The organism is Halobacillus yeomjeoni, from assembly GCF_020171525.1.
GTDB classification, from domain to species: Bacteria; Bacillota; Bacilli; order Bacillales; family Halobacillaceae; genus Halobacillus; species Halobacillus yeomjeoni.
In genome coordinates this window covers 877016-895050 of record NZ_JAIVAI010000001.1, presented here as the reverse complement: position 1 = coordinate 895050, position 18035 = coordinate 877016, and the positions used below count along the sequence as shown (strand labels likewise).

Here is an 18035-nt window from a genome sequence, read left to right as displayed (position 1 = left end):
AGGGAATTAGAGATGGCGACTAAAAATACAGAATTGTCAGGAAAGCAAAAGGCCGCTGTCCTTCTCATTTCTCTTGGTCCTGATGTAGCTGCCCAGGTCTATAAACATTTGAGTGAAGAAGAAATAGAACAGTTGACACTGGAGATTTCTTCGGTTCAAAAAGTCAATTCAACAGAAAAAGAAGAGATCCTTGAACAGTTCCATCAAATTGCATTAGCGCAGGATTACATCACCCAGGGTGGGATCGGGTATGCCAAGGAAATCCTGGAGAAAGCACTTGGAGAGAATGAAGCATCCAACATCATCGGGCGGTTGACTTCTTCATTGCAGGTGAAGCCTTTCGACTTTGCAAGGAGAGCAGACCCGAGCCAAGTGTTGAACTTCATTCAGAATGAACACCCCCAAACGATTGCGCTCGTTTTATCCTACCTGGATTCAGATCAATCGGGGCAGATTCTTTCTCAGCTTCCCCAGGAATTGCAGGCGGACGTAGCGCGAAGAATCGCAACTATGGAATCCACGACGCCTGAGGTGATAAATCAAGTAGAGCAGATCCTCGAGAAGAAGCTTTCGACAACGGTTTTCCAGGATTACACCGAGACGGGTGGAATCCAAGCCGTTGTTGAAGTGCTTAACGGTGTAGATCGCAGTACAGAAAAAACGATCTTGGATTCACTTGAAATTCAGGATCCTGATTTGGCAGAAGAAATCAAGAAACGGATGTTCGTCTTCGAAGATATCGTCACTCTTGATAATAGAGCTATCCAGAGAATCATACGGGAAGTAGACAGTGAAGACCTACGTCTATCATTGAAAGTATCCAGTGAAGAAGTTAAAGAACTTGTATTCAACAACATGTCCAATCGTATGGCTGAGACCTTCAGAGATGAAATGGAAGTCATGGGGCCGGTCAGACTGCGGGAAGTAGAAGAAGCACAAACACGGGTGGTTGCATCGATCCGTCGCCTGGAAGAAGTGGGCGAGATTGTTGTTGCTCGTGGTGGAGGAGATGACATCATTGTCTAATCAACATTCTTCTTCAAGAGTTATTAAGATCAAACCGATACATTTGAATAATGATCAAGAAGACCAGACATCACTGAAAGATGAAATAGTTCAACAAAAGCAGGAAGCACAGGAAATAATGGATCAGGCTGATGGAGAGCTTGAACAAGCACGTGAAGCAGCAGAAAAGATGCTCGCAGAAGCAGAGGACCAAATAAAAAACGCAAGGCAGAATTGGGAAGAAGAACGACAGAACCTTGTAAAAGAGGCTAAGGAAGAAGGTTACGTGGCAGGATTACAGCAAGGGAAAGATCAAGGCTATGAAGAATATCTCGAAAAACTGAGTCAAGCCAATGATATCATCGGCCAGGCGAAGGAAGAACACCGTTCGATCGTGAATGCTTCTCAAGAATCGATTGCAGAAATTGCTTTGAGATGTGCTGAGAAAATATTAGCTATGCAGATACAGGAAGACCCCCAATCTTTCTTTTCCTTAGTCAAAAAAGCGACAAAAGAAGTTCAAGATCAGCCGGACGTCACTATTTATGTTCACCCTGATCAATTCGAGACGGTGAACATACAAAGGGAAGAATTGAAAATGGTGACGGATACGAAAACGGATGTATCGATTCTCGTCAAGGAGGATCTTCGTCCTATGTCTTGTATCATTGAATCTCCATTCGGGAGAGTGGACGCAGGAATTGATAGTCAACTGAATGAACTCAGACAGAAAATCTTTGAAATGATCGATGAGGCGGTGGGTCATGGATAAACAAGCTTTTCTTGATGTGATTGATCGTACAGATCCATACAAACGGTACGGGAAAATTCATAGAATCGTAGGGCTGATGGTGGAATCCAAAGGTCCGGAAGCCTCTATCGGAGATCTCTGTTACATACACCCGTCCACTCATAAAGAACCGATCAAAGCGGAAGTTGTCGGTTTCAATAATGAAAATATCCTATTGATGCCGTATAAGGAAATCCGCGATATCGGCCCTGGGAGTCTGGTGGAAGGGACAGGTGAACCTCTGAAAATCAAAGCGGGTGTCGGATTGATCGGTCACGTATTGGATGCGACCGGACAGCGGTTGGATGGGAAGCCTCTTCCTAAGGGTTTGAAGGCATATCCCACAGAACAAGACCCACCGAACCCTTTATCAAGGCCGACGATCAGGGAACCTATCCAAGTCGGAGTACGCGCCATCGATACACTTTTGACAGTAGGCAAAGGACAGAGGGTGGGGATTTTTGCAGGGAGCGGTGTTGGAAAGAGTACACTGATGGGAATGATTTCGAGAAATAGTTCCGCTGACTTGAACGTCATCGCATTGATCGGAGAGCGTGGACGAGAAGTCAGGGAGTTCATTGAAAACGACCTCGGAGAAGAAGGGTTGAAGCATTCCATCGTCATCGTGGCCACCTCAGATCAACCGGCTTTAATGCGGATGAAAGGCGCTTATACCGCGACTGCCATCAGCGAATACTTCCGTGAACTTGGTTATCATGTAAATCTGATGATGGATTCTGTCACTCGCTTTGCTATGGCGCAGCGCGAAATCGGCCTTGCTACCGGAGAGCCCCCGACCACTAAAGGCTATACCCCTTCCGTCTTTGCTCATCTTCCAAAGTTGCTGGAACGGACAGGTACGAGCAGCCATGGAACGATTACAGCTTTTTATACGGTGCTGGTGGACGGGGATGATTTGAATGAACCGATTTCAGATACCGTACGAGGGATTTTAGATGGGCATTTTGTGCTGGACCGGAAGCTGGCTGAACAGAGTCATTTCCCTGCTGTCAACATATTGAAATCGATCAGTCGTGTCATGAACCAAATCACTACAGAAGAACATAAGCAATCAGCAGGACGCTTACGATCCCTCCTTGCTACATATGAAGATAATAGTGAGTTGATACAAATAGGCGCATATAAAAAAGGCAGCGATCCAAAGATCGATCAGGCCATTCAATACCACCCCTCGATCATCAAGTTTTTAAAGCAGGGAGTGCACGAACCCTCGAGGTTTGAACAATCAACACAACTTCTTGAAGAATTATTCAATTAGGAGGGAATGTAAATGGCCGGCTTGCAAACCTTCTATAAAATAAAAGATTTACATGAAAGAGAGAAAAAGGAAAAGCAGAAAGACTACCAGCATCATGTGGAAGTCTTTGAAGATCGAGCGACTCGTCTTTGTGAGGCGTTGAAACAGAAAGAAAGTGCTGAAGAGCAGTTTCAATCACAGCTCAGCACAAAATCCATCCAGGCGATGACGTTTATTCAGCATCAACATTACATAGACAGACTCGAACAAAAAATAAACGAACTTCAACCGGAAGTCCAAAAAGCCAGGACGGAGATGCAGGTATCCCAGCAAAAGCTGACGGATGCCCATATCCAGGTGAAGAAGTATGAGAAGTTGATTGAAAACAAGCTTGAAAATGAAAAATTCGAGCGGAAACAGGAAGAAAACAAGCAGATGGATGAGCTATCCATGAATCAATACTTAAATTCAAAGAATAGGTGATCGTATGGCAAAAAAAGACCGGGCGGACCAAGACAATGGAAGTAAACTTCAATGGTTTTTCTTCGTTGTCATCATTCCTATTGTTTTTGCCATCACTCTCGCTTTGATCGTCTTTACTCTGATGGGTGTGAACGTTTTTGAACAGGCAGAAAAATATGCAAATAAAGTGCCTGGTTTATCACAAGTCGTGAACACCGAGGCGGAGGAAGAACAGACAAGAGAAAAAGACCGTCTGCAAGCAAAGATTGCAAACAATGAGGCGCAGATTGAAGAGCTTGAAGGGACAGTCGCATCCAAAGAAGCGAAAATTGATGAGTTGAAACAACAAATTGTGAAACTGGAAGCCGATTTAAGAACTGCAACCGAAGCCGGTGAAGAAGATAAAGAAAAAGACCAGAGAGTCACTGAATTAGCAGTTTCATTTGAGGAAATGAAGCCTGAAGAAGCGGCCACTATTATTGAGAGCATGAACCAAAGCCTCGCTGTTCAAGTTCTTGAAAAAGTAACAAGTGAAGAACGAGGAGAAATTCTCGGGAAAATGAATCCTGAAACTGCTGCTGGAATTGCAAGTTTAATTCTTGATTCTTCCTCTGAATGAACCGATATAAAGGGAAAGGAGGTGAACATACTTGCAGACCGTCACATCAAATATTTTTAAAGCACTGCAGATGGGGGGACCTGGGAAAGGCACGCCCAAAGCGAAGGGAGCAGCTGAAACTTTTCAACAGATGTTAGGGCATTTGCAGAAAGGGGACGCTGATGTTCCAAAAAATGATTCTGAGATGGCGGCATCAATCACAGCACTTTTCCAAGATGCAGTGACTCATAAGGTGTCAGATTCCAAAAACGTTAATGTAGAAGGATTGCTCGAAGCAGCTCTCGGATCAATGAATGTGCAAGCTGGTGAGAATCTGGCTCAAATGGAAAAGCAGTTGAAAGACCTTTGGCAGGAGTTCCAAAGATTGATTCAGCCTCTGACATCAATGGAGTCTATAACCCCAACTCAAATCGACAGTAAAACATCTCTTGCAATAAAGAATGTTTTAGAACAATTCACGAAACTGATGGACCAATTTCCGTTAGAGAATAAAAAGCAATTGGAAGCATTGGTGGCAAAAGTGACAAAAGAGGGAGCTGAAAAGGAGCAGAAAGTATTTCAGAATCTCTTGAACTCCTTTCGAAACAGGCAGAAAGCCCCTGCATCTTATCATCTACAACATCCGGTAAGTGGAAAGGACATAGCGAAGTGGGTTTCAAAGTCAATGGTTCAAAACAGTCTAGGGGAAACCACCACTTCAGTCCATACATTTCCACAATCGATGCCGATGACGAAGGTGGAACAATACGTCATTCACATCAATCAGAATCAGAGTCCTGACTCTGCCCAAAAACAATTGATTCAGGAGTTTGAACGAATCCTTCAATCCAGCCGCTTCCAAGTTAATCAAGCTGGAAATCGGGAGTTATTGTTAAGGCTGAGACCTGCCAACCTTGGTGATATGACTGTGAAATTCGCTGTAGTCAACGGAGAAATGGCTGTGAAGATTTTAGTCAGTACTCAAGCTGCCAAAGAGATGATGGAAGGAAATATGACTCAACTGAGACATATGTTTTCACCTCAACAAGTAATCATCGAAAAAAATGAAGGCGTCCTGACTCAGCAATCGTTCCACCAAGAGTCCGAATTTGATGAAGAATCTGATCAAAGCAGCCAGGAAGATTCAGGGCGAGAGCGTCAACAGAAAGATGACGAAAACGAACCGGAACAATCGTTTCACGAAATCTTAATGAATGAGAAAGTGTAGGTGTATCCTATATGAAAATCGATCCTACTCTATATTTGCAAAACCAGCAAAAACGAGGTTCAACCAACAGCTCCCTCGGAAAAGATGATTTTCTGAAGATCCTAATGGCCCAAATCCAAAATCAAAACCCATTGGACCCTATGAAGGATAAAGAATTCGTATCCCAAATGACACAGTTTTCAAGCCTGGAACAAATGACGAATATGTCTCAATCTTTTCAAGCCTATACTAAATCTCAAAGTCTACCACCTATCATTCAGTACAGCAGTTTAATAGGGAAGGAAATCACATATCCTGTTGAAGGTGAGGGTGATGGAACAGAGGAAGGCTTTAAATCAGGCATAGTCCAATCCGTGAAGCAAAAAGAAGGGAAAACCGCTGTGGAACTTCCATCAGGGGAGACGATTCCCGTAGAACAAATCACGAAAGTGAGCCAAAAAATTTAAAGAAAGTGGGCATGTAATATGAACCCGAGGATTCATCAATTACATCAGCCGCTTCCGACGCCACCATCCAAAAAGGCTTCAATCAAACCTGCGAAAGCATTCCATGAAGTACTGAAAGAAGCAGAGAAATTGACTGTAAGCAAACATGCCAGAGAGCGTCTTCAAGACCGGAACATTCACATCAGTGAAAGGAAATGGGAACAAATATCGAACAAAATGTCGGAAGCAAAAAACAAAGGTGTTACGGATTCCCTCATCATTACTGACCAAGCGACATTAGTGGTAAGTACGAAAAACCATACCGTGGTCACAGCTTTGGATCGTGAAGAAGCTTCGTCGAAGATTTTTACGAATATCAATGGAACGATTGTTATGGAAGATTAGGCTGGACCCGGAAAGGGAGGCCTTTTACAGCCCGCTGACTGACCGAAGCGGCTGAACTTTAAAAACCGAAAGGGATGTTGATCAAATGCTACGTTCAATGTATGCAGGAATCTCAGGAATGAAAGGTTTTCAAACCAAATTAGATACGATCGGAAATAATATTGCTAACGTCAACACTTATGGATACAAAAAGGGCAGAGTGACGTTTCAGGATATGCTGAGTCAAACGGTATCAGGCGCAGAAGGCCCCAACCAAAATGCCGGTGTCGGACCGGGAAATGTACGGGGAGGCATCAATCCATCCCAGGTAGGCCTTGGTTCACAAATGGGCTCGATTGATACAATCCACACACAAGGTAGTCGGCAGACGACAAACCGTCCACTTGATTTATCTCTCGAAGGTGATGGAATGTTCGTCTTAGGAGAAGGTGGAAACAACGGAAGCATTGACCCTACTGCAGCAATTGCTGACCTTTCTCAAGTCAATACCACATTCACAAGGTCCGGGAACTTCTATTTGGATAATAACGGTGCAATTGTGAACAACGAAGGAAAGTATGTGCTGGGTGAGCAAGCGGCTAATGGTGCATTGAATGGATCGCTCGGCCCGATTACCATCCCGAACAATGCCCAAAGCTTCAGCGTACAAAGTGATGGGCAGGTGAAATATATCGATACGAACGGGGAAACCCAGGTGGCTGGACAAATCCGCCTGGCTAATTTCTCTAATGTAAGCGGGTTGAAAAAAGTGGGTGGAAATGCCTTTCAAAACACGGATAACGCTGGAATTTATACAGCCAACAATGACGGGAATTTCAACGGTTTGAACGATTTGATCGTAGCTGGTCAAGACGGCACAGGTTCAATGCTTGCGGGGTCTTTGGAGATGTCCAACGTCGACCTGGCTGAATCATTCACAGAAATGATTACTGCACAAAGAGGCTTCCAAGCCAATACGAGAATCATCACTACTTCAGATGAAATTCTACAAGAACTTGTAAACTTGAAACGATAATTAAAGGGGGCAGGGGAGACCCTTTGATAGGTCTCCCTCAAAATCTATGATTTCTCTGACTAGATTAAACGGTGAAGCGTTCACCTTCAACGCGCTTTACATAGAACAAATCCAATCGAATCCTGATACGACGATTACTACCACACAAGGTAGGAAGTTTGTCGTAAGGGAAGAAGAAGAACTTGTCATCAAACGGATCAGACAATTTTACCGGGAGGTCGGTTTATTGAGAGTGATCGACAGAGCAGGTGAGGACAATTAAAAACAAGATGTTCAAAACGATGATAATCATATTAAGCGCACTGACCGTCATGGGGGTGGTCGCCCTCATATTAGTGTTGAATTTCAAGGGGTCAGATGAAGCGAGTACAGAAAGATCCATCGACGATATCGTAGAAGCTTCTTATGAAACGGAGGAAATCACCACGGACTTGAAGTCCGGCGACTATGTGAGAATCAAATTCCGTATTGTGACCGATGAGAAGAAAGCGGTGGAAGAATTACAAAAAAGGGATTTCCAAGTTAAAAACATTTTAATCAAAGAGATGGCCAAGATGGAGACACAAACTTTCCAAACCGGTTTATCCACTTTGGAAGAAACATTGAAGTTGAAGCTGAACGAATTCATGACTGAAGGGAAAGTCACAGATGTATACACCATTGATAAAGTTCTTCAATGACCGCTTGGTACGTAAGAGGAGGTGAGGCCGATGGGAGAAGAGGTCCTCTCACAAAACGAAATCGACTCTTTGTTATCCGCGCTCTCCACTGGAGAAATGAATGCAGAAGAGTTGAAGAAAGAAGAACCAGAAAGCAGAATCCGCGTCTATGACTTCAAACGAGCTTTGCGGTTTTCTAAAGATCAAATCCGGAGTTTATCAAGAATACATGAAAACTTCTCCAGATTATTGACCACTTACTTTTCGGCCCACTTAAGAACATATGTCGATATCGAAGTCGCTTCTGTGGACCAGCTGCCATATGAAGAGTTCATCCGTTCCATTCCTCAAATGACGATTCTGAACATCTTCAGTGTCGAACCTTTGAATGGACGTATCCTGATGGAAGCGAACCCGAATATCGCATATGCGATGCTTGACCGTGTTTTAGGCGGAAAGGGGAACGGCACAAGTAAGATTGATAATTTGACAGAAATAGAAACGACGATCATGACCCACTTATTCGAACGATCACTGGAAAACTATCAGGAAGCCTGGGGATCCATCGTCAAGGTCGACCCGATTTTAGAAGAGTTCGAGATCAATCCTCAATTCCTGCAGATGGTATCTCCGAATGAAACCGTGGTCGTCATTGCGTTGAACACGACGATCGGAGAGACGAGCGGCATGATCAACATATGCATTCCGCATGTAGTTCTCGAACCGATCATTCCGAAACTTTCCGTCCATTACTGGATGCAGAAAGAACAACCGAAACAAAGGAATGATGAAGAAGTAGAGGCTATTTCGAAAACGATCCGCGGAGCAGCCGTCGATGTCAGTGCAATTCTTGGCGAAGCTGACATTTCCATTGAACAATTGCTCGGTTTAAAGAAAGATGATGTCATTCAGCTGAATCAACCGATCGATCAACCACTGACTATGAAAATAGATCAAGAAAAGAAATTTTATATTCAACCTGGAAAAACGAAGAACAATGTAGCGGTCCAGGTGTTGGAAGAGTACCGAGGGGAGGATGAAAGATGAGTGACGATATGTTATCTCAGGATGAAATAGACGCATTGTTGAATGCAACCGATGACGAACAGGACTCGTCGGAGAATGACACCAAAGAATTGACCAGCCTGGAAAAAGATGCGCTGGGCGAAATCGGAAACATATCCTTTGGTAACTCGACTACCGCATTATCTTCTTTATTGAACCAGAAGGTGGAAATCACAACGCCCGAACTTTCGGTCGTCAGCCGGTCACAATTACCGAATGAATTTCCTAAACCTCATGTGGCCGTCGGTGTTACCTATACGGAAGGGTTCACAGGGGAAAATGTATTGGTGATCAAGTCTGAAGATGCTTCAATCATTGCCGATTTGATGTTAGGAGGAGATGGTTCATCTCCGGATGATCATTTGAATGAGATTGCCCTGAGTGCCGTCCAAGAGGCGATGAATCAAATGATGGGGTCTGCGGCGACAAGCATGTCTACAATCTTCAATAAAAAGGTGGATATCACTCCTCCCACTATTGATGTTTTGAATTACGATGAAAATGAAGGAACAGAGCAGATTCCGAATGAAGATATTCTCGTCAAAGTGGCCTTCCAAATCAAAGTTGGAGATTTGATCAATTCGAAAATCATGCAGCTGATTCCGATCGATTTTGCTAAAGAGCTGGTGGAGGAGTTGATGAATCCGCCTGAAGAAGAAGAGAAAAAAGTTTCAGAACCTTCTATAGAACAAGATCTGCCGGTGTCAAAACCACAAAAGGAAGAGCCGAGGGACACCATGCAGCCGACTCAAACGGCTACAGAAACGCAGCAGCCTAAGCGGTCAGCTCAGGATGATCAGGAAAAAAGTGCAGGGCGTCCGCAGTATGTAGGGGGCCGGCGTGGTCAAACCGTAGACGATGCTGATATACAATCGGCCGAATTCCAAAACTTCGATTCCTTTCAGCTGAACAACGTGGAACAAAGGAACTTGGATATGCTGATGGACATTCCTTTGAAAGTCACGGTGGAACTCGGACGAACGAAACGGACAATCAAGGAAATTCTTGAGATTTCAGAAGGTTCGGTCGTGGAACTGGATAAATTGGCAGGGGAACCAGTGGATATCCTTGTCAACGACAAACTGATGGCTAAAGGGGAAGTGGTCGTCATCGATGAAAACTTCGGTGTACGAGTGACGGATATTTTGAGCCAGAGAGAGCGATTGAGCCAATTACGATAGGGGAGGAAGAAAGATGAAAGAGCGTATTTTGATTGTAGATGATGCCGCATTCATGCGAATGATGGTAAAAGATATTTTGACGAAAAATGGGTATGAAATTGCGGGCGAAGCTGAAAACGGACATGATGCCGTTAAATTGTACGAGGAGCAGCAGCCGGATCTCGTAACGATGGATATCACGATGCCTGAGAAAGACGGAATTACTGCTTTGAAAGAAATAAGAGAGAACTATCCGGAAGCCAAAGTCATCATGTGTTCAGCAATGGGCCAGCAGGCGATGGTCGTTGACGCCATTCAAGCAGGGGCGAAAGATTTCATCGTCAAACCATTCCAGGCGGACAGAGTCATTGAAGCGATTGAAAAAGCGCTCAACTAAAATGATGGTTCTTATGCATCGTACAACAAGAGTGACAACGATTTTCCTGGGTTTTTTTCTTCTGACTCTTTTATTTTCGCCTGAAATCACTTTCGGATCGCCGTCTGCTGAAGAGTGTATTAAAGATCCTGAATTGGAAGGCTGTGAGCCGGTTGATTCAACGGGAGAAACAGACGAAGTTCCTGTAGAAGGGCTGGAGAATTCAGAGTCGTCCCCTTCTCTCGTATGGACAATTTTGAGACTGATCTTGGTTTTGTTGTTCATCCTGGCATTGATCTATGGCCTATTGAAATTTTTCAATAAGAAGAATAAGTTATTCAACCGCAACCGGACAATGGAAAACTTAGGTGGGATGACATTAGCTCCCAATCGTTCGGTACAAGCCGTGAGAATCGGTGAAAAAGTGTACATATTAGGTGTTGGTGAATCGGTTCAAATGATTACTGAAATTGAAGATGAATCCACTAAAAAGGCGTTGTTGGAACAGAATGACCACTCGAATATCCAATCGCCTTTCGGGTTGGATCAGCTCGTCGGAAACCGGGCACGTAAAGGCGGACGCAGACAAAAGAAGAAAACACAACAGGATATTTCGAACTCGACACCATCATCGGTTCAATTTCAGCAGTTATTCGAAAATCAGCTCAATGATATGAAAGAAAAAAGAAAGAATTTGAATCAAAAGGGACGGGAGGATCGATACGATGAATGAATTTGTCGATATCTTCTCCGGTTCAGATCCTGAGAGTATTGCTACATCGGTGAAACTATTACTTTTACTGACCATTTTATCTTTAGCTCCGGGGCTATTGATATTGATGACGAGCTTTACAAGGATACTGATCGTCTTGTCTTTTGTAAGGACGTCACTGGCCACTCAGCAGATGCCTCCAAACCAAGTGCTGGTCGGGATCGCTCTCTTTTTGACCTTTTTCATCATGGCTCCCACCTTCCAGGAAGTGAACGATCAAGCTCTTACGCCATTATTCAATGAAGAAATCACACTGGATGAAGCCTATGAAGAAGCAAGTGTCCCATTGAAAGAATTTATGGGGAAACATACGAGACAAAAGGATCTGGCACTCTTCCTCAATTATTCGGGTGCGGAGAAACCGGAAACGATTCAGGATGTTCCCCTGACGACACTGATCCCGGCCTTTGCCATCAGTGAATTGAAGACAGCCTTTCAAATGGGGTTCATGATTTTCGTTCCTTTTCTCGTCATTGATATGGCAGTAGCGAGTGTGCTCATGTCCATGGGGATGATGATGCTGCCGCCGGTCATGATTTCACTACCTTTCAAAATATTATTATTCGTACTCGTCGATGGTTGGTTCTTGATTTCAAAGTCCCTGTTAGAAGGATTTTAGATAGGAGGGGATTGGGTTGAACAGTAACATGGTCATTTCGTTTGCTAAAGAGGGCATTTATACAGTCTTACTCGTATCTGGACCTTTACTTGTCCTTGCACTTGCCGTCGGACTGTTGGTCAGTATTTTTCAGGCTACGACTCAAATACAGGAACAAACCCTTGCATTCATCCCGAAGATCGTGGCTGTCATGATCGGTCTGATTTTCTTCGGTCCTTGGATGTTGACGCATATGGTGGAGTTTGCCGCCAGCGTCTTCAGTAATTTGAATGTTTTGGTAGGATAAACGATGCTGGAAACGATCAATTTCGCAAACATACCAGCCTTTCTACTGATTATGACCCGGATTCTGGCATTTTTCGCGACTCTACCCATTTTTTCTTACCGGAATGTCCCTACCAAGCATAAGGTAGGATTCAGCTTCTTTCTGGCCTTATTAATGTATTACACTGTACCGATTCCGGATGTATTTATAGATGGAGAGTATTTCCTGCTTTTATTCAAAGAAGCTGCCGTTGGAATCGCTGTCGGCCTTCTGGCTTATATCGTTCTTGCAGCGATTCAGATCGCTGGAGGGTTTATCGACTTTCAGATGGGGTTTGCCATCGCGAATGTCATCGATCCTCAGACAGGAGCACAAAGCCCGTTGATCGGCCAGTTCCTTTATATCATCACGCTTTTGTTCATTTTGGCTGTTAATGGCCACCATCTGATTATCGACGGTGTTTTTTACAGCTATGAATTCATTGCATTGGATAAATTCCTGCCCTGGCAGGATGAATCTTGGATTCTATATATCATCCAATCATTCAATCAAATGTTCATCATCGCCTTTTTAATGGCAGTCCCGATTGTCGGGTGTTTGTTCCTGGTCGATATCGCATTAGGAATCGTAGCGAGAACAGTCCCTCAATTGAACGTTTTCGTAGTCGGCCTTCCCTTGAAAATTTTTGTCGCCCTCGCAGTGTTGGTGATTGCTATGACTTTCTATATCATGTTGATCAAAAATTTGTTTGAAACGATGCTCACCACTATGCGTGGGTTGATGCAGCTATTCGGAGGTTGAGCCTATGCTTTATTTGAAGTTGGATCTTCAATATTTTGCAGCAGATGAAAAAACGGAAAAAGCGACCCCGAAAAAAAGGCAGGATACGAGAAAGAAAGGTCAAGTACCGAAAAGTCAGGACGTCAACACCGGCTTTCTTCTGCTGCTCGTGTTCGGTGCCCTTTTCTTACTCGGTGCTCCGATGAAAGCTACAATGACGGGGATGTATGAACATGCCTTTCAAGAGTATATCCATTGGGATTTGACTGAAAATCACGTTCATACGATCTTCACGGAAATGACTTGGGAAATCAGCAAAGTCGTCGCCCCGATCATGGGGGTGGCCATCATTGCAGGAGTCACCTCGAACTTGATCCAGGTCGGCGTCATGTTCACAGGAGAACCGCTGAAGATGGACTTGAAGAAGCTCGACCCAATCAAAGGGGCCAAGAAGATTTTTTCAGCCCGTGCGATCGTCGAGCTCGTCAAATCCCTGCTGAAGATCACGATGGTCGGTTCGATTACATTTGCAATCATATGGGTGAACAAAGACCAGATGATGATGATGTCTCAAAAGTCCATCGAAGGTGCTCTCAGCTTTTTCGGAACGATAACTATCATTATGGGGCTGGCTTCAGCGTTAGCTCTATTAGTATTATCGGTTCTGGATTATACATATCAACGGTACGACCATGAAAAAAATATCCGGATGTCCAAAAAAGATATTAAAGATGAATATAAAAACATCGAAGGAGATCCACAAATCAAAGCCAAGATCAAGGAAAAACAGCGGCAGATGTCTGCATCCAGGATGATGAGTGAAGTTCCTGAGGCTGATGTGGTCATCACCAACCCGACGCACTTCGCGATTGCGATCAAATATGATGAATCGAAGTCCGAAGCCCCGATTGTGGTGGCGAAAGGTGTTGACTTCATCGCTCAGAAAATCAAGGAAATCGCCAAAGCGAACGACGTCATTACCGTAGAAAATCGTCCATTGGCAAGAGCCTTATATAAAAACTCTGAACTGGATCATCCGATTGAAGAGCAGTACTTCCAGGCTGTCGCTGAAATATTGGCTTATGTTTATCAATTGGAGAAAAAAATGTAAACGAAAGGAGGAGCCCTCATGTCAGCAAGAGATTTATCCGTCATAGTCGGTGTGATTTTGATTATCATCATGCTTGTCATACCACTACCAGGGTGGCTCCTTAGCTTTTTCATCCTGATCAATATCTCACTCGCTTTGATCGTCATTTTAGTTTCCATGAACATGGATGAAGCTTTGAAGTTTGCCGTATTCCCCACTTTGCTGCTATTACTGACCTTATTCCGTCTCGGGTTGAACGTTTCTACCACTCGTTCAATTCTATCTGAGGCCGAAGCCGGTGGGGTCATCGCTACGTTCGGCACCTTTGTCATCGGCGGAAATCCGCTTGTCGGATTCGTCGTGTTCGTCATTTTAGTCATTATACAATTTTTAGTCATTACAAAAGGTGCCGAGCGAGTATCTGAAGTGGCAGCGCGATTCACATTGGATGCGATGCCCGGTAAGCAGATGAGCATCGATGCAGATTTGAATGCAGGGATGATCAATGAACAACAGGCGAAACAGCGCAGGGAAAAAATTGAACAGGAAGCAGATTTTTATGGAGCGATGGATGGTGCAAGTAAGTTCGTAAAAGGAGATGCCATCGCTGGAATCATCATTGTGTTGATCAACATCATTTTTGGTTTGATTATCGGAATGGTTCAAATGGGAATGTCGTTCAATGAAGCGATCGATGTATATATGCGTTTGACTGTCGGGGATGGTCTGGTCAGTCAAATTCCGGCTTTACTGATATCCACGGCTACAGGAATCGTCGTCACCCGTGTGGCCTCTCAAGGAAACCTGGGCACAGACGTGACGAGCCAGCTGCTCCGTTATCCGAAGCTATTGTACATTGCAGCTGCGACCATTTTCTTATTGGGGCTTACCCCGATCCCGTTCTTCCTGACAACTTTGATTGCATCCGTTCTTGCCTTCGGTGGCTATTGGTTATCACGTGAAGAGCCTGAAACCGAATGGGAAGAGCCTGAAGAAACAGATGAAACAGAAAGCGATCAAATGAAATCACCCGAAAATGTCGTCAACCTCATCAGCATGGACCCTGTCGAGTTCGAATTCGGGTATGCTTTGATTCCGATTGCAGACACGAGTCAGGGTGGGGACCTGCTGGACCGGATCGTCATGATCCGAAGGCAGTTGGCCATTGAACTGGGAATCGTCATTCCAGTCGTCCGCATACGGGACAATATCCAACTCGGGCCCAATGAATATCGGTTGAAAATCAAAGGAAATCAAGTCGCACAAGGAGAATTGCTGCTCGATCACTACTTGGCGATGAGTCCAGGAGATGATAGTGATCTGATTGAAGGGATTGAGACGAAAGAACCTGCTTTTGGTCTTCCGGCTAAATGGATTTCCGACGACCAGAAAGATGAAGCAGAACTTTCCGGTTATACAGTCGTCGATCCACCTTCTGTCGTCAGTACTCATATTACAGAGGTAATCAAACAACACGCACATGCATTACTTGGACGTCAGGAAACACAGGCATTGATCGATCATTTGAAAGAATCCTATCCGATTCTCGTTGATGAAGTCACCCCCGACCCTCTCTCGATCGGGGATGTCCAAAAGGTATTGGCTAAGCTGTTAAGGGAAAACGTTTCAGTCAAGAATCTTCCCGTCATTTTCGAAACGTTAGCAGACTTTGGAAAAATGACGAACGACACGGAATTATTAGCTGAATATGCTCGTCAATCGTTAGCTGCTCAAATCACTCAGCAGTATATGAAAGAAGATCGAACCGTCAAGGTGATCACCCTTTCAGGCAAAGTAGAAAAAATGGTCGCTGAGCATATTCAACAGACGGAACATGGGAGCTACCTTGCCCTCGATCCGGAAAGTCAACAGACGATCATACAATCGGTCGCGGAGCAAGTCGAGCAAATGACCTTACAGGAAGACACAGCAATTCTTCTTTGCTCACCAGCCGTTCGGATGTATGTAAAGCAATTGCTCGATCGCTTCTTACCGCAGGTCGTGGTGCTTTCTTACAACGAACTGGATCCAATGGTTGAAGTACAAAGTGTAGGAGTGGTGAATGTCGCATGAAACTAAAAAAATTCCAAGCAGCCACAATGCCGGAAGTCATGAAAAAAGTACGCACAGAACTCGGCCCTGATGCAGTCATTCTCAATTCAAAGGTCATCAAGACCGGTGGATTCATGGGGATGTTCAAAAAGAATCAGACAGAAGTGATTGCAGCGATCGATCCTTCAGCAGCTGCCAAACGACAAGAAAGACCCAGAGAAGCTCCCATTCCACCGGCTCCTCCTAAGAGAGAGGAGTCACAAAATAAATCTTACGTGGAAAGTGAAGTCATCATGAAAGAGCTGAAGCAGCTGAAGGCGATGTTGAAAAAAGAGGAAGTCCAAACGATGCCCCCCGTCCTGAGTGCAACCTACCAGCACTTGATCGACCAGGAATTGGAGCCGGCAACAGCAGAAAAACTGATAAAAAATATACAAGATAAATATGTCGATTCTGCCTACCCGATCCGACTTGAAGAAGTGAAGCGTTGGGTCACCCATGAGCTTTATGAACAAATGGAACCATTAGAGTTCGGACATAAGAAATTCCAAAAGCCTTTCATCCACCTCGTCGGTCCTACAGGCGTAGGGAAAACGACGACCGTAGCAAAAATAGCAGCGGACGCCGTGTTGAATCATCACCTGAGAGTCGGGTTGATTACGACAGATACATTCCGGATCGCCGCGATCGAACAATTGAAAACCTATGCCAAAATCCTAGGAATCCCGGTGGAGGTTGCTTATAACCTCGAAGATTATGCAGCTGCAAGGGAAAAGTTCGCAGGGTACGATCTCGTCCTCGTCGACACGGCGGGAAGGAATTTCAGAGATCCTAAATACGTGAATGAACTTAAGAAAGTCGTCAACTTCAACAAATTTACAGATACGTATCTTGTCCTGTCTCTGACAAGTAAATATAAGGACATGGATGAAATCTTCGATCAATTCGAAAGTATTCCGATTCACCAATTAATTTTTACAAAAGCAGATGAAACACCGAGGTTAGGCAGTGCAATCACAATGTCGATAGAAAAGAAAGTGGGAATCGCGTTCATGACGAACGGACAAAACGTTCCCGATGACATCTTCGAAGCTTCAGCTTTGAATCTATCGAGAAATTTGATGGAGGGATTCACTCATGCAGATGAACGATCAAGCTGAACGCTTAAGAAATCGAATCAAACAACTTCACTCCCAACGTGAAGTCAAAATCATGGCGATTGCAAGTGGAAAGGGCGGAGTTGGAAAATCAAACTTTACCATCAACTTCGCCTTGAAGCTGAAAGAGCAGGGGAAAAGGGTTTTGATTTTTGATTTGGATATAGGGATGGGGAACATTGATATTTTGATGGGTGTTTCTCCAAAGCATTCATTCATTCATATGTTTGAGGAAGAATTGACCCTGAAGGAGATCATCGAAACCGGGCCGAATGGTCTTTCTTATATTGCAGGTGGTACGGGACTTTCTGATATTTTCCAGCTGGATCTTGAGAAATTCAATCTATTCCAGACCCAGTTTGAAGAAATGGCAGTAGACTATGATTATATTTTATTCGATATGGGTGCCGGCATATCCGTGGATACGCTGCACTTCATCACGTCAGCGCACGAAGCGGTCATCGTCACGACGCCGGAACCGACTTCAATCACGGATGCCTACTCTTTGATCAAACATTTAAGTTACCGGGACAAGGAGATTCCGATTTCTGTTCTTGTCAATCGACCGATTGATGAACATTCGGGTAAACAAGCTTTCGACCGGCTGCAAAAAGTAGTGGGCAGTTTCCTGGAAATACAAATCGGCCTGCTCGGCATCATTCCTGATGACAAAGCGGTTGTACAATCTGTTCACAAACAAGTTCCTTTTGTGCTTGAACACCCGAATTCAAAAGCATCACGTGCTCTCCAAACCATCACAAGCACATACATATCAGATAAAGGTGAGGCACCAGAATCGTTCACGCACGAATCCTTCTTCGCCAAACTAAGAAGATTGGTATTTCCAAGATAAA

Annotated in this window: 22 protein-coding genes; all 22 read left to right on the top strand. The window is 44.3% G+C overall.

Annotated features, from left to right (window positions below; translation table 11 throughout):
* Positions 1 to 12: 12 nt before the first annotated feature.
* The 22 genes from fliG (at position 13) to LCL89_RS04510 (ending at position 18034) form a co-directional block, all read left to right on the top strand.
* Positions 13 to 1026, top strand: a complete 1014-nt coding sequence (gene fliG / locus LCL89_RS04615; protein ID WP_197315892.1) for a flagellar motor switch protein FliG — start codon at positions 13 to 15, stop codon at positions 1024 to 1026.
* Positions 1019 to 1777 (top strand): flagellar assembly protein FliH, encoded by a 759-nt coding sequence (gene fliH, locus LCL89_RS04610; protein ID WP_224808077.1) that lies wholly within the window; start codon positions 1019 to 1021, stop codon positions 1775 to 1777. The genes fliG and fliH overlap by 8 nt, the downstream gene beginning before the upstream one ends.
* Positions 1770 to 3074 (top strand): flagellar protein export ATPase FliI, encoded by a 1305-nt coding sequence (fliI, locus tag LCL89_RS04605; RefSeq protein WP_224808075.1) that lies wholly within the window; start codon positions 1770 to 1772, stop codon positions 3072 to 3074. The genes fliH and fliI overlap by 8 nt, the downstream gene beginning before the upstream one ends.
* A gap of 12 nt (positions 3075 to 3086) precedes the next feature.
* The gene (gene fliJ / locus LCL89_RS04600) at positions 3087 to 3536 is read left to right on the top strand and encodes a flagellar export protein FliJ (RefSeq protein WP_224808073.1); all 450 of its coding nucleotides are present in this window, start codon (positions 3087 to 3089) and stop codon (positions 3534 to 3536) included.
* A gap of 4 nt (positions 3537 to 3540) precedes the next feature.
* A complete protein-coding gene (locus LCL89_RS04595; protein WP_224808071.1) occupies positions 3541 to 4134 on the top strand; it encodes a MotE family protein in 594 nt (197 codons plus the stop codon).
* A 31-nt stretch (positions 4135 to 4165) separates the two neighbouring features.
* On the top strand, positions 4166 to 5341 hold the full coding sequence (locus tag LCL89_RS04590; RefSeq protein WP_224808069.1) for a flagellar hook-length control protein FliK: 1176 nt from the start codon (positions 4166 to 4168) through the stop codon (positions 5339 to 5341).
* An 11-nt stretch (positions 5342 to 5352) separates the two neighbouring features.
* Entirely contained in the window at positions 5353 to 5787 is a 435-nt protein-coding gene (gene flgD / locus LCL89_RS04585; protein ID WP_197315898.1) for a flagellar hook assembly protein FlgD, read from the top strand.
* 18 nt (positions 5788 to 5805) lie between these two features.
* Positions 5806 to 6171 carry a TIGR02530 family flagellar biosynthesis protein gene (locus LCL89_RS04580; protein WP_224808067.1) on the top strand — a complete coding sequence of 122 codons (366 nt, stop codon included), beginning with the start codon at positions 5806 to 5808 and terminating at the stop codon, positions 6169 to 6171.
* Positions 6172 to 6256: 85 nt separating this feature from the next.
* On the top strand, positions 6257 to 7186 hold the full coding sequence (gene flgG / locus LCL89_RS04575; protein ID WP_224808065.1) for a flagellar basal body rod protein FlgG: 930 nt from the start codon (positions 6257 to 6259) through the stop codon (positions 7184 to 7186).
* 46 nt (positions 7187 to 7232) lie between these two features.
* Positions 7233 to 7448 carry a flagellar FlbD family protein gene (locus LCL89_RS04570; RefSeq protein ID WP_197315901.1) on the top strand — a complete coding sequence of 72 codons (216 nt, stop codon included), beginning with the start codon at positions 7233 to 7235 and terminating at the stop codon, positions 7446 to 7448.
* Between the two features lie 7 nt (positions 7449 to 7455).
* A complete protein-coding gene (fliL, locus tag LCL89_RS04565) occupies positions 7456 to 7866 on the top strand; it encodes a flagellar basal body-associated protein FliL (protein ID WP_197315902.1) in 411 nt (136 codons plus the stop codon).
* A 30-nt stretch (positions 7867 to 7896) separates the two neighbouring features.
* Entirely contained in the window at positions 7897 to 8892 is a 996-nt protein-coding gene (gene fliM, locus LCL89_RS04560; RefSeq protein WP_224808063.1) for a flagellar motor switch protein FliM, read from the top strand.
* On the top strand, positions 8889 to 10091 hold the full coding sequence (gene fliY / locus LCL89_RS04555) for a flagellar motor switch phosphatase FliY (protein ID WP_224808060.1): 1203 nt from the start codon (positions 8889 to 8891) through the stop codon (positions 10089 to 10091). The genes fliM and fliY overlap by 4 nt, the downstream gene beginning before the upstream one ends.
* A gap of 13 nt (positions 10092 to 10104) precedes the next feature.
* The gene (locus LCL89_RS04550) at positions 10105 to 10467 is read left to right on the top strand and encodes a response regulator (protein WP_224808058.1); all 363 of its coding nucleotides are present in this window, start codon (positions 10105 to 10107) and stop codon (positions 10465 to 10467) included.
* 13 nt (positions 10468 to 10480) lie between these two features.
* On the top strand, positions 10481 to 11179 hold the full coding sequence (locus tag LCL89_RS04545) for a flagellar biosynthetic protein FliO (protein ID WP_224808056.1): 699 nt from the start codon (positions 10481 to 10483) through the stop codon (positions 11177 to 11179).
* Positions 11172 to 11837, top strand: a complete 666-nt coding sequence (fliP, locus tag LCL89_RS04540; RefSeq protein WP_197315907.1) for a flagellar type III secretion system pore protein FliP — start codon at positions 11172 to 11174, stop codon at positions 11835 to 11837. The genes LCL89_RS04545 and fliP overlap by 8 nt, the downstream gene beginning before the upstream one ends.
* Positions 11838 to 11853: 16 nt before the next feature.
* Positions 11854 to 12123, top strand: coding sequence for a flagellar biosynthesis protein FliQ (fliQ, locus tag LCL89_RS04535; protein ID WP_197315908.1), 270 nt, complete (start codon positions 11854 to 11856; stop codon positions 12121 to 12123).
* A 3-nt stretch (positions 12124 to 12126) separates the two neighbouring features.
* Positions 12127 to 12903: a flagellar biosynthetic protein FliR gene (gene fliR, locus LCL89_RS04530; RefSeq protein WP_197315909.1), complete on the top strand. Its 777-nt coding sequence runs from the start codon at positions 12127 to 12129 to the stop codon at positions 12901 to 12903.
* 4 nt (positions 12904 to 12907) lie between these two features.
* Complete coding sequence (gene flhB / locus LCL89_RS04525) at positions 12908 to 13993, top strand: flagellar biosynthesis protein FlhB (RefSeq protein ID WP_197315910.1); 1086 nt, start codon at positions 12908 to 12910, stop codon at positions 13991 to 13993.
* Positions 13994 to 14011: 18 nt separating this feature from the next.
* Positions 14012 to 16045: a flagellar biosynthesis protein FlhA gene (gene flhA / locus LCL89_RS04520; RefSeq protein ID WP_224808045.1), complete on the top strand. Its 2034-nt coding sequence runs from the start codon at positions 14012 to 14014 to the stop codon at positions 16043 to 16045.
* Positions 16042 to 17184 (top strand): flagellar biosynthesis protein FlhF, encoded by a 1143-nt coding sequence (gene flhF, locus LCL89_RS04515; protein WP_224808043.1) that lies wholly within the window; start codon positions 16042 to 16044, stop codon positions 17182 to 17184. Before flhA ends, flhF begins: the two co-directional genes overlap by 4 nt.
* The gene (locus LCL89_RS04510) at positions 17162 to 18034 is read left to right on the top strand and encodes a MinD/ParA family protein (protein WP_197315913.1); all 873 of its coding nucleotides are present in this window, start codon (positions 17162 to 17164) and stop codon (positions 18032 to 18034) included. The genes flhF and LCL89_RS04510 overlap by 23 nt, the downstream gene beginning before the upstream one ends.
* Position 18035 lies beyond the last annotated feature (1 nt).

Excerpts from the sequence above, each read along its gene's own strand:
- fliG (WP_197315892.1), top strand. The coding sequence starts at position 13 with ATGGCGACTAAAAATACAGAATTGTCAGGAAAGCAAAAGGCCGCTGTC.
- fliI (WP_224808075.1), top strand. The coding sequence starts at position 1,770 with ATGGATAAACAAGCTTTTCTTGATGTGATTGATCGTACAGATCCATAC.
- fliJ (WP_224808073.1), top strand. The coding sequence starts at position 3,087 with ATGGCCGGCTTGCAAACCTTCTATAAAATAAAAGATTTACATGAAAGA.
- LCL89_RS04595 (WP_224808071.1), top strand. The coding sequence starts at position 3,541 with ATGGCAAAAAAAGACCGGGCGGACCAAGACAATGGAAGTAAACTTCAA.
- flgD (WP_197315898.1), top strand. The coding sequence starts at position 5,353 with ATGAAAATCGATCCTACTCTATATTTGCAAAACCAGCAAAAACGAGGT.
- LCL89_RS04580 (WP_224808067.1), top strand. The coding sequence starts at position 5,806 with ATGAACCCGAGGATTCATCAATTACATCAGCCGCTTCCGACGCCACCA.
- flgG (WP_224808065.1), top strand. The coding sequence starts at position 6,257 with ATGCTACGTTCAATGTATGCAGGAATCTCAGGAATGAAAGGTTTTCAA.
- LCL89_RS04570 (WP_197315901.1), top strand. The coding sequence starts at position 7,233 with ATGATTTCTCTGACTAGATTAAACGGTGAAGCGTTCACCTTCAACGCG.
- fliL (WP_197315902.1), top strand. The coding sequence starts at position 7,456 with ATGTTCAAAACGATGATAATCATATTAAGCGCACTGACCGTCATGGGG.
- fliM (WP_224808063.1), top strand. The coding sequence starts at position 7,897 with ATGGGAGAAGAGGTCCTCTCACAAAACGAAATCGACTCTTTGTTATCC.
- fliY (WP_224808060.1), top strand. The coding sequence starts at position 8,889 with ATGAGTGACGATATGTTATCTCAGGATGAAATAGACGCATTGTTGAAT.
- LCL89_RS04550 (WP_224808058.1), top strand. The coding sequence starts at position 10,105 with ATGAAAGAGCGTATTTTGATTGTAGATGATGCCGCATTCATGCGAATG.
- LCL89_RS04545 (WP_224808056.1), top strand. The coding sequence starts at position 10,481 with ATGCATCGTACAACAAGAGTGACAACGATTTTCCTGGGTTTTTTTCTT.
- fliP (WP_197315907.1), top strand. The coding sequence starts at position 11,172 with ATGAATGAATTTGTCGATATCTTCTCCGGTTCAGATCCTGAGAGTATT.
- fliR (WP_197315909.1), top strand. The coding sequence starts at position 12,127 with ATGCTGGAAACGATCAATTTCGCAAACATACCAGCCTTTCTACTGATT.
- flhB (WP_197315910.1), top strand. The coding sequence starts at position 12,908 with ATGCTTTATTTGAAGTTGGATCTTCAATATTTTGCAGCAGATGAAAAA.
- flhA (WP_224808045.1), top strand. The coding sequence starts at position 14,012 with ATGTCAGCAAGAGATTTATCCGTCATAGTCGGTGTGATTTTGATTATC.
- flhF (WP_224808043.1), top strand. The coding sequence starts at position 16,042 with ATGAAACTAAAAAAATTCCAAGCAGCCACAATGCCGGAAGTCATGAAA.
- LCL89_RS04510 (WP_197315913.1), top strand. The coding sequence starts at position 17,162 with ATGCAGATGAACGATCAAGCTGAACGCTTAAGAAATCGAATCAAACAA.